The sequence below is a fragment of the Mesonia ostreae genome (assembly GCF_031845265.1).
GTDB classification, from domain to species: Bacteria; Bacteroidota; Bacteroidia; order Flavobacteriales; family Flavobacteriaceae; genus Mesonia; species Mesonia ostreae.
On the sequence record NZ_JAVRBG010000009.1, the window covers coordinates 159,414 to 173,624 of the forward strand.

At 34.3% G+C, this 14,211-nt stretch carries 14 protein-coding genes; 7 read left to right on the forward strand and 7 right to left on the reverse strand.

The window, feature by feature from the left end; all coding sequences use genetic code 11:
* Positions 1–142: 142 nt before the first annotated feature.
* The 3 genes from RLT85_RS10485 to capB all read left to right on the forward strand — a co-directional run bounded on the left by RLT85_RS10485 (position 143) and on the right by capB (position 4,745).
* Positions 143–2,209: a S9 family peptidase gene (locus RLT85_RS10485; RefSeq protein WP_311401991.1), complete on the forward strand. Its 2,067-nt coding sequence runs from the start codon at positions 143–145 to the stop codon at positions 2,207–2,209.
* 78 nt (positions 2,210–2,287) lie between these two features.
* Complete coding sequence (gene capA / locus RLT85_RS10490) at positions 2,288–3,340, forward strand: cysteate synthase (protein WP_311401992.1); 1,053 nt, start codon at positions 2,288–2,290, stop codon at positions 3,338–3,340.
* Between the two features lie 145 nt (positions 3,341–3,485).
* Positions 3,486–4,745 carry a cysteate-C-fatty acyltransferase gene (gene capB / locus RLT85_RS10495; protein WP_311401993.1) on the forward strand — a complete coding sequence of 420 codons (1,260 nt, stop codon included), beginning with the start codon at positions 3,486–3,488 and terminating at the stop codon, positions 4,743–4,745.
* Positions 4,746–4,889: 144 nt separating this feature from the next.
* On the opposite strand, the gene RLT85_RS10500 is transcribed toward capB, so the two are convergent.
* The 7 genes from RLT85_RS10500 to RLT85_RS10525 form a co-directional block, all read right to left on the reverse strand.
* Complete coding sequence (locus RLT85_RS10500) at positions 4,890–5,486, reverse strand: hypothetical protein (RefSeq protein WP_311401994.1); 597 nt, start codon at positions 5,484–5,486, stop codon at positions 4,890–4,892.
* Positions 5,487–5,596: 110 nt separating this feature from the next.
* Positions 5,597–5,674: a hypothetical protein gene (locus tag RLT85_RS15095; RefSeq protein ID WP_375712350.1), complete on the reverse strand. Its 78-nt coding sequence runs from the start codon at positions 5,672–5,674 to the stop codon at positions 5,597–5,599.
* 16 nt (positions 5,675–5,690) lie between these two features.
* Entirely contained in the window at positions 5,691–6,137 is a 447-nt protein-coding gene (locus tag RLT85_RS10505) for a cytochrome c oxidase assembly factor Coa1 family protein (protein ID WP_311401995.1), read from the reverse strand.
* Between the two features lie 22 nt (positions 6,138–6,159).
* Positions 6,160–6,354 (reverse strand): hypothetical protein, encoded by a 195-nt coding sequence (locus RLT85_RS10510; protein WP_311401996.1) that lies wholly within the window; start codon positions 6,352–6,354, stop codon positions 6,160–6,162.
* A gap of 163 nt (positions 6,355–6,517) precedes the next feature.
* Positions 6,518–7,144, reverse strand: a complete 627-nt coding sequence (locus RLT85_RS10515) for a hypothetical protein (protein WP_311401997.1) — start codon at positions 7,142–7,144, stop codon at positions 6,518–6,520.
* A gap of 153 nt (positions 7,145–7,297) precedes the next feature.
* The gene (locus RLT85_RS10520; RefSeq protein WP_311401998.1) at positions 7,298–7,465 is read right to left on the reverse strand and encodes a hypothetical protein; all 168 of its coding nucleotides are present in this window, start codon (positions 7,463–7,465) and stop codon (positions 7,298–7,300) included.
* A 118-nt stretch (positions 7,466–7,583) separates the two neighbouring features.
* Complete coding sequence (locus RLT85_RS10525) at positions 7,584–8,561, reverse strand: transporter (RefSeq protein ID WP_311401999.1); 978 nt, start codon at positions 8,559–8,561, stop codon at positions 7,584–7,586.
* 103 nt (positions 8,562–8,664) lie between these two features.
* Between RLT85_RS10525 and RLT85_RS10530 the strand changes: the two genes are divergently transcribed.
* The 4 genes from RLT85_RS10530 to RLT85_RS10545 are packed head-to-tail and all read left to right on the forward strand — an operon-like array spanning position 8,665 to position 14,140.
* A complete protein-coding gene (locus tag RLT85_RS10530; RefSeq protein ID WP_311402000.1) occupies positions 8,665–8,940 on the forward strand; it encodes a DUF4834 family protein in 276 nt (91 codons plus the stop codon).
* Positions 8,941–8,973: 33 nt separating this feature from the next.
* Entirely contained in the window at positions 8,974–11,400 is a 2,427-nt protein-coding gene (locus RLT85_RS10535; RefSeq protein WP_311402001.1) for a YfhO family protein, read from the forward strand.
* Complete coding sequence (locus RLT85_RS10540) at positions 11,401–12,690, forward strand: glycosyltransferase family protein (protein ID WP_311402002.1); 1,290 nt, start codon at positions 11,401–11,403, stop codon at positions 12,688–12,690.
* 4 nt (positions 12,691–12,694) lie between these two features.
* On the forward strand, positions 12,695–14,140 hold the full coding sequence (locus tag RLT85_RS10545) for a lipopolysaccharide biosynthesis protein (protein WP_311402004.1): 1,446 nt from the start codon (positions 12,695–12,697) through the stop codon (positions 14,138–14,140).
* Positions 14,141–14,211 lie beyond the last annotated feature (71 nt).

Below are 14,211 nucleotides of genomic sequence, written 5' to 3' on the forward strand. Positions count from 1 at the left end.
AAACATACACTTTTAACGTTAAAATTTTAACAATCTCAAAGCGTTTTTATTAGCGTATGGCAAGGAATAGAAATTAAAATCTCTATCCGTTTTTCCTTATCAACTAAGCTTTATCTTTGCACTCGTTAAAAAAAAGAATAAAATGTTGAAAACCGAAATACTTCCGCCACAAGCGAAAAAAATAGCCAAAGAACTTCACATCCACGGAGAAACAAGAGTAGACGATTACTTTTGGATGAATGACAGAGAGCATCCAGATGTGATCAAATTCTTAGAGGATGAAAATGAGTACAATACGCAAATGACGGCGCATACGCAAGACTTTCAAAAAGACTTGTTTGAGGAAATGAAGAGCAGAATTAAAGAGGACGATGAGTCTGTGCCTTATAAACATAATGGATATTGGTACTATGCGCGTTTTGAAAAAGGAAAAGATTATCCTATTTATGCGCGTAAGAAAGAAAGCCTAGAAGCTCCCGAAGAAATTTTATTCAACGTGAATGAAATGGCAAAAGGACATCAATACTATAAGCTTTCGGGTATTAATGTAAGTCCAGATAACAAACTGGTTGCTTTTGGGGTAGATCATGTGAGTCGGAGAAAATATACCATTCAGATTAAAGACCTAGAAACAGGTAAAATTTTACCTGTTAAGATAGAAACTACTACGGGAAGCTCTACGTGGGCCAATGACAATAAAACACTTTTTTACGCCAGAAAAGATGAAAAAACGTTAAGGTCTAATCAGATTTTTCAACATGTTTTAGGAGAAGATCCTAAAGACGATCTATTGGTGTATCAGGAAGAAGATGATACTTTTAATGCGTATGTGTACAAAACAAAGTCTAAAAAATATGTGGTTATAGGCTCTAGCAGTACGTTGAGCGATGAATATAGAATTTTAGATGCCGATGAGCCTCGCGGAGAATTTCGTATGTTTCAAGAACGTTGCCGCGGATTAGAGTTTAATATCTATCATTTTGAGGATCATTTCTACATTTTAACCAATAAAGATGAGGCCACCAATTTTAAATTAATGAAAACGCCTACAGATGCTTTAGGAAAAGAGAATTGGACAGAGGTTTTAGCGCATCGGGAAGAAGTTTTATTGGAAGATATAGATATTTTTAAAGAATATTTAGTGGTGAGCGAACGTTCCAATGGTTTAAATCATATTAGGGTAATGCGTTGGGATAAAACCGACGATTATTACATTCCTTTTGATAATGAAACCTATACGACGGGGACAGGTGCCAATCCAGATTTTGATACCCTCACGTTAAGATATGCTTACAACTCGCTAACCACACCAACTTCGGTGATTGATTTTAATATGAAAACGAAGGAAAGTGTGTTAATGAAAGAGCAGAGTGTCTTGGACAAATCGTTCCGTAAAGAAAATTATATTTCAGAGCGTATTTGGGCTACGGCAAAAGATGGAACAGAAATTCCTATCTCGCTGGTTTATAAAAAAGGAATTCAGCGGGACGGTACTAATCCCGTTTTACAATACGCTTATGGAAGTTATGGGCATACCGTAGATCCTTCATTTTCTACCACCAGATTAAGCTTGTTAGATAGAGGTTTTGTGTTTGCGATTGCGCACATTAGGGGAGGAGAGTATCTAGGAAGAAACTGGTATGAGCAGGGAAAAATGCTTCAGAAGAAAAATACCTTTACAGATTTTATAGCGTGTTCCCAATATTTAATCGACCAAAAATGGACTTCCCCGCAGCATATGTATGCCATGGGAGGTTCGGCCGGAGGATTATTGATGGGCGTGGTGCTAAATGAAGCTCCGCAGTTATACAACGGAGTTATCGCAGCAGTTCCTTTTGTAGATGTAATTAATACCATGTTAGATGATAGCATTCCGTTAACTACAGGCGAGTATGATGAATGGGGAAACCCGAATGAAAAAGAGTATTATGAGTATATGAAATCTTATTCTCCTTATGATAATGTAAAAGCTCAGGATTATCCTCATATTTTAATCACCACCGGCTTTCATGATTCACAAGTACAATATTGGGAACCTGCAAAATGGACAGCTAAGTTAAGAGCACTAAAAACAGATAAAAATACTTTATTGTTTCATACCAATATGGATGCAGGTCACGGCGGAGCATCAGGGCGTTTTGATGCGCTTAAGGAGGTGGCAGAAGACTATGCTTTTCTATTAGATTTAGAAGGAAAAATTCATAATTAAAAAAAATAATGTAAATTTGCAGTGCTTTGTTTATTTCCTAAAGATAAATAATGCATTTTTTAATATCAATTTCATTATATGAAAGAAGACTTACAGGTTTATAATAACGTCTTAGAATTAATAGGAGACACCCCATTAGTTAAATTAAACCGCATAACTCAAGATATTGACGGAGAGTTCTTTGCGAAAGTAGAGGCTTTTAATCCAGGACATTCTACCAAAGATAGAATTGCGTTATATATTATTGAAGAAGCAGAGAGAAAAGGTATTTTAAAACCAGGAGATACTATTATTGAAACCACCTCAGGAAATACGGGTTTTAGTATTGCTATGGTCTCCATCATTAAAGGTTATGACTGCATTTTGGCAGTGAGTAGCAAATCTTCTTTAGATAAGATAGATATGCTTAAAACCATGGGAGCAAAAGTATATGTTTGTCCGGCAAATGTTTCGGCAGACGATCCTCGCTCTTATTACCAAGTAGCAAAGCGACTTCATGAAGAAATTAAAGGTTCGGTTTATATCAATCAATATTTTAATGAGTTAAATATAGATGCTCATTATAAAACTACAGGACCAGAGATTTGGAAACAAACCGAAGGTAAAATCACACATTTAATCGCTTGTAGCGGAACTGGAGGAACCATTTCTGGAACTGCACGTTTCTTAAAAGAACAATCCCAACGCTTTGGTACAGACCTTAAAGTGATTGGAATAGACGCTTACGGATCTGTTTTAAAGAAATACCACGAGACTAGAGAGTTTGATGAAAATGAAATTTATCCTTACCGCATTGAAGGTTTAGGAAAAAATTTAATTCCCACGGCAACAGATTTTGATGTGATTGATCGTTTTATTAAAGTTTCTGATGAAGAGAGTGCTCATACCGCCAGGTATATTGCAAAGACAGAGGGAATGTTTGTAGGTTATACCAGTGGTGCTGCTTTTCAAGGAGTAAAGCAATTAGCAAAAGAAGGAGAATTTACTAAAGATTCTAAAGTAGTTATTATTTTTCCAGACCATGGTTCTCGTTATATGAGTAAAATCTATAATGACCAATGGATGCTAGATCAAGGTTTCTCTGATAGTGAAAACAATGTAGATGCAGAAAAAATAGAATTTATTAAATAACGAATGACAAAAATAAAACAAAAGCATCCCTCAAAGGATGCTTTTGTTTTGTTTATAACTTAGTGAATTGAAATACTGCGGGTAAGCCCAAACATTGCCTTTTATTCAGTATTTTTGTCTTCTAGGTTGTATTAAACAATTTTTTATGAAAGATTTATTCAATAAAATATATAAAGATAAAGGTCCATTAGGGAAATGGGCAGATCAAGCAGAAGGGTATTTTGTGTTTCCTAAATTAGAAGGAGACATTAGTAATCGCATGAAATTTCAGGGAAAAGAAGTAATTACTTGGAGTGTCAATGATTATTTAGGTCTTGCCAATCATCCCGAAGTTAGAAAAGTAGACGCAGAAGCTGGAACCAAATATGGTTCAGCTTATCCTATGGGAGCGCGTATGATGAGTGGCCACACTCATTTGCACGAGCAGCTAGAAAAAGAATTAGCAGAATTTGTAAATAAAGAAGCTGCTTATTTGCTAAATTTTGGCTACCAAGGAATGGTTTCTACCATCGATGCTTTGGTAGGTAAAAATGATGTGATTGTTTATGATGTAGATGCACACGCGTGTATTATTGATGGAGTAAGATTGCATATGGGGAAACGATTTACCTATAAGCATAACGATGTGGAAAGCATCGAAAAAAACTTAAAGCGAGCAGAGAAGATTGCTGAACAAACGGGAGGCGGAATTCTTTTAATCTCTGAAGGTGTTTTTGGAATGCGTGGAGAGCAAGGAAAATTAAAAGAAATTGTAGAACTTAAAAAGAAATACAATTTTAGATTGTTTGTAGATGATGCCCACGGTTTTGGTACGTTAGGAAAGACAGGAGCAGGCGCAGGAGAAGAACAAGGCGTTCAAGATGATATAGATGTGTATTTTGCCACGTTTGCCAAATCTATGGCCAGTACTGGAGCTTTTATCGCAGCAGATCAAGAAGTTATAGATTATTTAAAATACAATTTAAGATCTCAAATGTTTGCCAAATCACTACAAATGCAATTGGTAGAAGGCGCTTTAAAACGTTTGGATATGTTAAGAACGATGCCCGAGCTAAAAGAAAAACTTTGGGTAAATGTGAATGCATTACAAAACGGACTTAAAGATAGAGGTTTTGATATTGGAACCACGCAAAGTTGTGTGACTCCCGTATATTTAAAAGGGAGTATACCTGAAGCGATGGCCTTAGTAAAAGATTTAAGAGAAAATCACGGTGTTTTCTGCTCTATTGTTGTGTATCCTGTGATTCCTAAAGGACTTATCTTGTTAAGAATGATTCCTACCGCTTCTCATACGTTGACAGATGTAGAAGAAACTCTAGATGCTTTTGGATCTATTAGAGAGCGATTAGAAAACGGAACTTATAAAAAAATGTCTGCCGCAGTAGCAGCTTCAATGGGAGAGTAAAGCCCACGTTATTATATATGCGAAAGACCATGTTCAGCTTAAGTTGGATATGGTCTTTTTTTTTAATTCTTTTTACGCTTTCGCGGAATTAAAATACTCTACTTTAATTTTTTGAAGCTTATGTGGTGTTGTGCTGGATTAAATCTAATCAGCAGCATAACCCAAAACACTCAAGATATTATCCATCCCAAAGAAAACATAAACTTCTCCGCTCGGTTTAATCAATAAATGATTGAGGTCAAAATCTGAATCTTTAAAGAACAACTTTCTTAAAATATCATAAGAGTCTACATAGATATTATTTTTTTCATCTGCTTTTATTTCTGAATTTTTTGTTCCCATTAAATAGGATTGATAGTTTCTTCTATTCATAGAAATCCATCTCCAATACTTCTTAAACTGTGCATCCTCTTGTATTTTATCATCATTCTTACTATAAAGATGAATCATATTTTTTTTATCAGAATTATACTTCTCACCAATATTTTTCTTTAATAAAAGATTGATTTGATTATGTTGAAGAGAATCTAAATGTCCGATGTTTTTGTGTTGATATGCTTTTACAAAAATAGCAGTATCAGTAACTACTTCTTTATGATAGGTTTTTCTTTCATCTAGTTTTAAAAACTGATCTTTATCTATTTCTTGATTTTCTAAATAGAAATAGGTAGGCTTACCTTGAGACTGACTAAATGCAACGAAGTTGAATAAAAGAAAGAGTAGTGATATGCTTTGTTTCATAGATAAAAGCTTTAAAATTATTTTCCTTTAGAAATAATTAATAAATATACTAAAAGTAGTAGTACTATAAAGCAGTCAAATGTTCCTTAATTTTCTGACTTAAAGTTTGCTTAAAAACTTTGAATTATTTTTTTGTAGGTAAAACATTTCCAAATCCATTCTAGAGGTCCCAATTGCAAATAAGTCAGCCATTAATTCCACTTGTCACTTTGCAGAAATAATAGGAATGTGTTGTCTTTTTTCAGAAGGACTTTTAATTCTCACTAGAATTCTTTCGTAGTTCCATTTCCCTTGAACTCGGTTGGCAAGAATATGCATTCTTGCTTTCCCTTTCATGCCCACAATTCGTATCGTAGAATTTACACGCTGGTTATTATTGGAGTATTGAACTTCCCCTTCCAATATCGCCAGTTTATCGATCGGCTGAATCTCGCCCAAAACTTCTACTGCTTTAGGATTAGATTGTACGTGTTTGAGTGCGTCTTGATAAAGATCTTCATCAGAATAAGCTTGCGCATAGTTGTTAGTGATTACAGCTATTCCTGAAGAAAAGAAAACTGCTGCGACAATTAAAATAAGCATACTGACGGGTAAAAACCATTTCCAGTTTTTATTCCACCAACTTCTTTGTACTATTAATTCGTCATCCACTAACTTTACTTTTTAAAGCTTATTATCTCACTTTTTTGTAAACAAATCTAGTACTGAAATAAATGGTGGAAATGAGGATACTTAACATGGCTATCATCCCGAAAAACTCTACGAAACGCATCAACATACTCGGTTCTTTAGGATCGCTATCCATTAAAAAACCAATAATTGTGAGAGACAATGAAATAATGAAAATGTTTATAATGGATTTTTTCATTGGAAAAGGTTTTGATGTATAGATTTAAAACAAATTCTGAAACGTTTTAGTATAGCTCTTTAGAATTGGTTGTACCGAATTTTTACAGGCCTATTTTGAACCCATACTATTTTCTAAAATTAATTCCGCGAAAGCGCAAAGCAATCTATAGAAGTAAGTTAGTTTATTTTTTTTGTTTAAAGGTGGTTTTTTCTCCATTTTCAGTTAAAACCCCTGTGCTTCCTTGAGAGCGCCATTTTACTTTCCCTTTGCCATATTCAGCACCTTTTGCCCAAGCAGAGATTTGCTTTAACGTGATTTTAGACTGATTTTCTTTTTCTAAACTTACAAACCTTTTGTCGTCCTTACTGAAGTAAATGACAGTCATATTCAAATCGTCACTAGTGAATTGATACTCCAACGGACTTATAAGCACCAAGTTCATACTTTTCTTTCCTTCAGAAAAAGTTATATTTTCTTTATCTTTTTTCCAGCTATAGTTTTCTTTTTCATACATATCTGAATTCCTAGAAGATTTTTTCAGAACTACTTCGTCTTGATTTTTTCTGTCTATTTTGAGCAAATCCTCATCATTTTCTTTTATAAAATGTACCTCTATAATTTCTCCATTATCACTTTTATAAAGATGATCTGGGGTAATTTCATTACTTTTTAATTGGGTTGTATTGTCTCCCTTAAAATCTTTAACAGGCTTATTTTCTTTAGTCTCGGTCTCTTTTTGATTGTTTTGATCGTCGCAAGAGGTAAATGAAAGTCCGCAAACAAGCGCAATTATGATTATTTTTTTCATCGTGTTCTTAGTTTTAAAAATAAAAGCTAAAGATATTAAAAGTAGGCTAGGGATAACTAGCTTGAAATAAGAATCCATAATTATTTATGCATCATTAAAAATTAGCTTCCGTAAAGCTAACAACCTTAAGTTTTTTATAATCTAGACCAGACACTAATCGGCTATGAAGAGACCTATGGAAATAATTACCGCGCCCAGCCAATAAAAACCTGAAGCAAATTTGTAAATTTCTTGCTCGTGTTCAACCACAAATTTAACAGGTTGTCTATGTAAATCTTGCGCGTTGTACTTTTTATGAAAGCCAATTAAACCTTTAATCACGTTTTTAACAATAAGTCTATTCCAAAGGTAAATTGCGCCAAAAATAAGTGATACGATTAGAATTTTAATAAGAAGATCCTAAGCTTAATTTCTAATTCATCTAAAATCCATATAAAAATTAATCATTGGTAGTTCCATCTGGATTAACCAATTGGCTATTGCGTTTTTGCTTTTTAGATTTTTTCTCTTTTTTATCCTCATTATCATCGGTAGACATGATAATCTCATCCTCTGCGTGCATGTCTAATCGGTATGAAACTCCCAGTGCAACTTGCCATCTAGAAGGTGTATTCTTAAAGTTTAACAAACCAGAGACATCTACTTGTAAATCTTTAGTAATAAGATAAGCTCCTCCAGCACGCGCAATATCATCTGCATAGAAATCGCTTTTTATGGCTTGGTACTCTGCAAATACCGAAACTCTTCCATTTATAGAATGTGTCATAGTAAAAATCCCAGAGTAAATAGGATCATTCTCAGTCACTTTATCGGCGATAAAATTCATTACAAATACAAAATGCCCCCAGTTATTTTGCGTTATTAATGCGACCTGCGGACTTATACTCGACTCGTTTTTTAAAAGATATGGATTATCACCAAAAAGAATATTTGCTCCTGCGTAAGCCGATACGGCAGGAATTAAATCTCTCCACTTAAAACTAAATGTATTGTTGGCTTTCCAACTGTAAATATTTGGTTTCTCAAGACTCCTTTTTTTGTAAGGATCATAAATCAAGTACTTTACGCCTAAAGTATTGCTTTGAAAGTTACTATACTTATACTCTTTTTCAACTCCGCCAACATCCATACGTTTGGTGGTACTTAAAAATGTTCCTTTTAAATTAAACTCTAATTGTTCCATAAAAAAACCAAATCTAAGCTCGTAGTCTAAACCTAAAAGATCTTTTTCCATTCCTAATAAATCGTGAGTATCGTTTCCAAATTGGGGACCAGTTTCTAATTGTAACACTTGGTTTCCTACCGCAAATGCACCTTGGGAATCTCCAGGTCGATTGGAGTTTATGGTTTCTGTATATTGAGCTTGTGTGTAAAAACAAGCCAGTGAAAATAGCGATGCAATAAATAATCTTTTCATAAAAAAATAATTTCATCCAAATATATAGATTTTTGCTATTTTTTATCATTTAAAAGATGTTTTTAAGCGCGACAATTAATAATTTTGTCAAAAATTGGACTTTATGTATTTAGCTTCTTTTACAGGACTATTAAAAACCATACTTATCATAGTTATGGTTTACTTTGGTATAAAATTTTTGTTCAAGCTTTTTAAACCTATGATTTTAAAATACATCATGAAAAAAATGGGAGAGAAGGTAGGAAAGAGTTTTCAGCAAGGTTTTCGTCCGCCTAATCAATCCAATAAAAGAGAGCCCGAAATTCAGCATCAACCCAAAACGTCAAGAAAAAATAAGAAACCCGTGGGAGAATATATTGAATACGAAGAAATTGACTAATTTTCACACTTCTACTTTTTAAATTTCTTCTGAATGAATTTCAACTATAAAAAATTACTTCCGCATCTTTTTGTTGTTTTTGCTTTTATAATCATTGCGCTGGCCTATTTTAGTCCAGTTTTACAAGGAAAAGTAATCTATCAAAGTGATATTGCTCAATATACCGGAATGGCTAAGGAGCAGAATGACTTCCGCGAAAGCGAAAAACAAGAGCCTTACTGGACCAATTCTGCATTTGGAGGAATGCCTACTTACCAATTGGGGGCTAATTATCCGTATAATTTTGTAAAAGAAATTGACAGAACAATTCGGTTTTTACCAAGACCAGCAGATTACTTATTTCTTTATTTTATAGGGATTTATATTCTCTTCTTAGTTTTAAAAGTAGATTACAAGATCGCTTTTTTAGGCGCTTTAGCCTTTGGTTTTAGTACGTATTTAATTATTATTCTGGGAGTTGGTCACAATGCCAAAGCGCATGCCATTGCTTATATGCCAATGGTCCTGGCGGGAATTATTTATAGCTTTAAAGGTAATTATTTTAAAGGTTCGCTTTTGTTTACGGTTGCAATGGCTTTAGAAATTAATGCGAATCACCCACAAATGACCTACTATTTACTGCTTTTAGTATTGGTTTTAGGTTTGGCTTATCTTATCGATTTTTATAAAAAAGAACAACTTCCGCAGTTCTTTAAAGCATTAGTTTTTATGGTTGTTGGCGTAGTTATTGCCGTTGGCGTAAATGCGACTAGCTTAATGGCGACGCAAGAATATGGCGAGTTTAGTACGCGCGGTAACACCGGACTTACGATTAACGCAGATGGAACTGAAAAAACTCAAAAAGCAGGTCTTGAATATGATTACATCACCGAATATAGCTACGGAATAGCCGAAAGCTTCAACTTGTTTATTCCTAGATTTATGGGTGGTTCAAGCTCAGAGAAATTAGACGAAGATTCTGCCTCTTATGAATCTTTGTTAAAAATAGGGGCGAGTCCGCAGCAGGCCAAAGATTTTATAAAAAATGCGCCTACCTATTGGGGAGATCAAACCTATATTGGCGCGCCGGCATATATTGGAGCAAGCCTTATCTTCTTATTCGTTTTTGCTTTATTTTTGATTCGAGGAAGACTTAAATGGTGGATTGTTGGCGGTTCTATTTTGGCTTTAATTTTATCTTGGGGAGATAATTTTGCTTTTGTCACCAAGTTTTTTATCAATTATGTACCGCTTTACAACAAATTTAGAGCGGTTTCTTCCATACAAGTTATTATTGAATTGTGTGTGCCTATTCTAGGAATTTATGCATTGGCGCAGGTTTTCCAGAAGAATTATACCAAAGAAGAAATTTTAAAAGCACTTAAAAATAGTACCATCGTTGTAGGAGGTTTAGCTTTGGTGTTCTTACTTTTTAAGTCCATGTTTCTTGATTTTACCGGCAAAGGAGATCGCGGGTTAATTGAACAAGTAGGACCCGATTTTGTACGAAGCTTACGCGAAGACCGTAAAGCTATCTTTACGGAAGATACCTTGCGCTCACTGTTTTTTGTTTTGGCTTGCGCCGGAATTATTTGGGCGTTCATTAAAGAAAAAGTTTCCAAGAATTTAGCCATTGCCGGTTTAGGAATCTTAATAGTTATAGATTTAGTAGCCGTAGATAGACGCTACGTTAATAATGATGATTTTGTATCTAAAGTAGCGATGGAGCAACCTTTTCAGCAAACTTCTGCAGATGCTCAAATTTTAGAAGATAAAGGACATCATCGTGTGCTCGATGTTTCTGGAAGTCCGTTTAACTCGGCTAGAGCTTCTTACTTTCACAAGTCTATTGGAGGTTATCATGCAGCCAAACCAGGAAGAATTCAAGATCTATTCGATTTTCATATTGCCAACGGAAATCAAGAAGTCTTGGATATGCTGAATATGAAATACATGATTATTTCTAACCAAGGAAAAACCATGGCTCAAATGAATCCTGAAGCCAACGGAAATGCATGGTTTGTAGATGAAGTAAGCATGGTTAAAGGTGCCAATGAAGCTATTTTGGCCTTAGATTCGCTTAATACCAAGAAAAATGCGGTAGTAGAGGAGAAGTTTGCGGCTATGCTTCCGCGGAAGCGTTTTGAGAATCATTCAACAGATATCATTCAATTAAAAAGTTATCAACCTAACGAGTTGGTTTATGAGTATAAGCTAACAGAAGATCGATTGGCAGTATTTTCAGAAGTTTATTATCCCCACGGATGGCATGCTTATGTAGATGGAGAAAAAATTGAGCATCTTAGAGCAGACTATGTTTTACGAGCGGCTATGTTACCCAAAGGGAATCATGAGTTGGTGTTTAAATTTCAACCAGAAGTGGTGCAGCAAGGAAGTATGATTACCTTGGCGAGTGGGATTGTTTTCATACTTCTTATTTTAGTTGGTGTGTTTTATACCAACAGGAAAAAAACTACCTAGATGCCCAAAAAAGTACTTATTGTTCTTTATTATTGGCCTCCCGCAGGTGGTCCTGGCGTTCAGCGTTGGTTAAAGTTTGTAAAGTATTTACCAGAGTTTGGAATAGAACCTATTGTTTATGCTCCCCAAAACCCTAATTATCCTATAGTAGATGTGTCATTGTTAGATGAAATTTCTTCCTCTATCCAAGTGATTAAGCAGCCTATTTTTGAGCCTTACGCGGCAGCAAAAGTCTTTTCTAAAGCTAAAACCGAAACCATTAGCTCCGGAATTATTCGAAAAGACAAGAAACAATCTTTTTTAGAAAAAACTTTGTTATACATAAGAGGAAATTTTTTTATCCCCGATGCCCGAAAATTTTGGGTACAACCATCGGTTAAATTTTTAAAAGATTTTATTCAGAAAGAAAATATTGAAACCCTAATTACTACGGGTCCGCCACATAGTTTGCACCTTATAGGGTTGCAGTTAAAACAGGCGTTAGGCGTTCGCTGGATAGCCGATTTTAGAGATCCTTGGACTACGATTGGGTATCATCAAGAATTAAAGCTTACACAAAAAAATAAAGCCAGACACATCGCACTAGAAAAGCAGGTATTGCGAGAAGCCAGTACCGTTATCGTTACAAGTTTTAAAACTCAACAAGAGTTTTCAGCAAAAACCAATCGGCCTGTAATTACCATTACCAATGGTTTTGATGGAGAAGTAGTAGAAGAGAAAGTTAAGCTAGATAAAAAATTCACTATTTCTCATATAGGTTCGTTGCTTTCAAAAAGAAATCCGGAGATGCTTTGGAAAGTATTGAGCGATCTCTGTATCGATAATCCTGAATTTAAAAAAGCATTTAAACTACAGCTTATAGGAAAAGTGAGTGAAGAAGTTTTAGAAGATTTAAAGACTTATGGTTTGGATAAAAATTATAATTATTTAGGTTATATAAAACACTCGTTAATATATGATTATCAAAAATCATCTCAAGTATTACTTTTGGTAGAAATTGACAGTGAACTAACTCAAGGAATTATCCCAGGAAAGCTTTTTGAGTATCTTAAAAGCAACCGACCTATTTTAGCGATAGGTCCAGAAAATTGGGATGTGGAAGAGATTTTAAAAAAGACACAGCGAGATTCTTTTTTGCTTCATGAAGATTATTCCGGCTTAAAAGAACGAATTTTAAACTACTTTCATCACTATCAATCGCAACAATTGAAGGTAGAGAAAACATCAATTGGGGCATATCATCGTAAGGAATTGACTTCGCAGTTGGCTTCTGTTATTCATAAAGATTAATACTATGGGGATTATTCTAGATCAGTCTTTTAAAAATATGATGGTAACCTACATCGGTTTTGCGATTGGTGCCATTAATGTCCTTATTTTATATCCACATTTTTTTGAACCTAAATATTATGGGTTAATCACTTATTTACTTTCAGCGAGTACGCTGGTTTGGCCCATTATGGGATTTGGCGTTCACAATACCATTATTAAGTTTTACACGTCTTATAAAAACGAAGAAGATAAAAATGCGCTTCTTACGTTGGCAATTCTGCTTCCGTTAGCAGTAGGAGCAGTGATAGGCATCATTAGTTACCTCTTTCAGCAGCAAATTTTAAATTATTTTGATTCCAACACTTTAGTCCGACCTTATGTATGGCTTATTCTGGTCATTGCGATTGCTGTCGCTTATTTTGAAGTCTTTTTTGCTTGGAGTAAATTAAAGCTAAAAAGCGTTTTCGGAAACTTTATGAAAGAAGTTTTTCATCGCTTATTTGTGACTATATTTTTAATCTTATTTTATTATAATATTATAGACATAAGCTTGTTTATCTATCTATTAACAGGGGTTTATGTGCTAAGAACACTTATTATAAAACTTTATGCGTATTGGCTTTTGCCACCAAAACTAAGATTTCAATTTCCTCAAAATAAAATTCAAGTTTTTAAATATTCATTTTTAATCATAATTGCCGGTTCTATCGCTACCGCTTTATTAGATTTAGATAAGGTTATGATAGAGCATTACTTACCTATAGAAGAGGTTTCTGTTTATGGAATCGCGGTGTATATCGCTTCTGTAATTGCCGTTCCTTCTAGAGCGATGCATCAAATTACCTTACCCATTACAGCGCAATATTTAAACCATAAGGAATTTGATAAACTGAAGGATTTATATCAAAAAAGCTCCATTAACTTGTTGGTGGTAAGCGGACTTATTTTTCTCTTAATAGTCATCAATGTGGAAGATTTGTATGCGTTGATCCCTGAGGAATATCAAATAGAATTTTCAATCATTGTGTTATTGTCGCTTAATAAATTATATGACAACCTTTTAGGAAATAGCAACAGTATTTTGTTTAATTCTGATTATTACCAAATGGTACTGTTTTCGGGAATTATTATCGTTATTCTAGCCTTAATACTGAATATAGTACTGATTCCTCTTTACGGAATTTATGGTGCTGCTATAGCAACTTTTATAGCTTTTGCGTTATATAATACCATTAAACTAGGAATTGTATATTGGAAATTTAATATGCAACCCATAACTTTAGGTACTTTTAAGGTCTTAGGCTTTGTGACAGTATTAGGAGCGGTATTCTATTTGATTCCGTTAAAGTTTAATCCCATAGTAGATATTCTCATAAGGTCTTCGGTAATCGGATTGATTTATCTCGCAGGAACGTATTATTTTAATTTTTCTGCGGATATCAATCGGCTTCTTAAAAAGCTTTGCTAGATTCAAGTAATAAACGCAACTTTTGAGTTAAACAAAAGTTTTTCCATCATTTCTAATGGTGTATCAAAATT

What these genes read in the sequence shown, in the direction of transcription:
- RLT85_RS10535 (WP_311402001.1), top strand. Translation starts at nt 8,974, where the DNA reads ATGAATTTCAACTATAAAAAATTACTTCCGCATCTTTTTGTTGTTTTT.
- RLT85_RS10530 (WP_311402000.1), top strand. Translation starts at nt 8,665, where the DNA reads ATGTATTTAGCTTCTTTTACAGGACTATTAAAAACCATACTTATCATA.
- RLT85_RS10500 (WP_311401994.1), bottom strand. Translation starts at nt 5,486, where the DNA reads ATGAAACAAAGCATATCACTACTCTTTCTTTTATTCAACTTCGTTGCA.
- RLT85_RS10525 (WP_311401999.1), bottom strand. Translation starts at nt 8,561, where the DNA reads ATGAAAAGATTATTTATTGCATCGCTATTTTCACTGGCTTGTTTTTAC.
- RLT85_RS10510 (WP_311401996.1), bottom strand. Translation starts at nt 6,354, where the DNA reads ATGAAAAAATCCATTATAAACATTTTCATTATTTCATTGTCTCTCACA.
- capA (WP_311401992.1), top strand. Translation starts at nt 2,288, where the DNA reads ATGAAAGAAGACTTACAGGTTTATAATAACGTCTTAGAATTAATAGGA.
- RLT85_RS10540 (WP_311402002.1), top strand. Translation starts at nt 11,401, where the DNA reads ATGCCCAAAAAAGTACTTATTGTTCTTTATTATTGGCCTCCCGCAGGT.
- RLT85_RS10485 (WP_311401991.1), top strand. Translation starts at nt 143, where the DNA reads ATGTTGAAAACCGAAATACTTCCGCCACAAGCGAAAAAAATAGCCAAA.
- RLT85_RS10515 (WP_311401997.1), bottom strand. Translation starts at nt 7,144, where the DNA reads ATGAAAAAAATAATCATAATTGCGCTTGTTTGCGGACTTTCATTTACC.
- capB (WP_311401993.1), top strand. Translation starts at nt 3,486, where the DNA reads ATGAAAGATTTATTCAATAAAATATATAAAGATAAAGGTCCATTAGGG.
- RLT85_RS10545 (WP_311402004.1), top strand. Translation starts at nt 12,695, where the DNA reads ATGGGGATTATTCTAGATCAGTCTTTTAAAAATATGATGGTAACCTAC.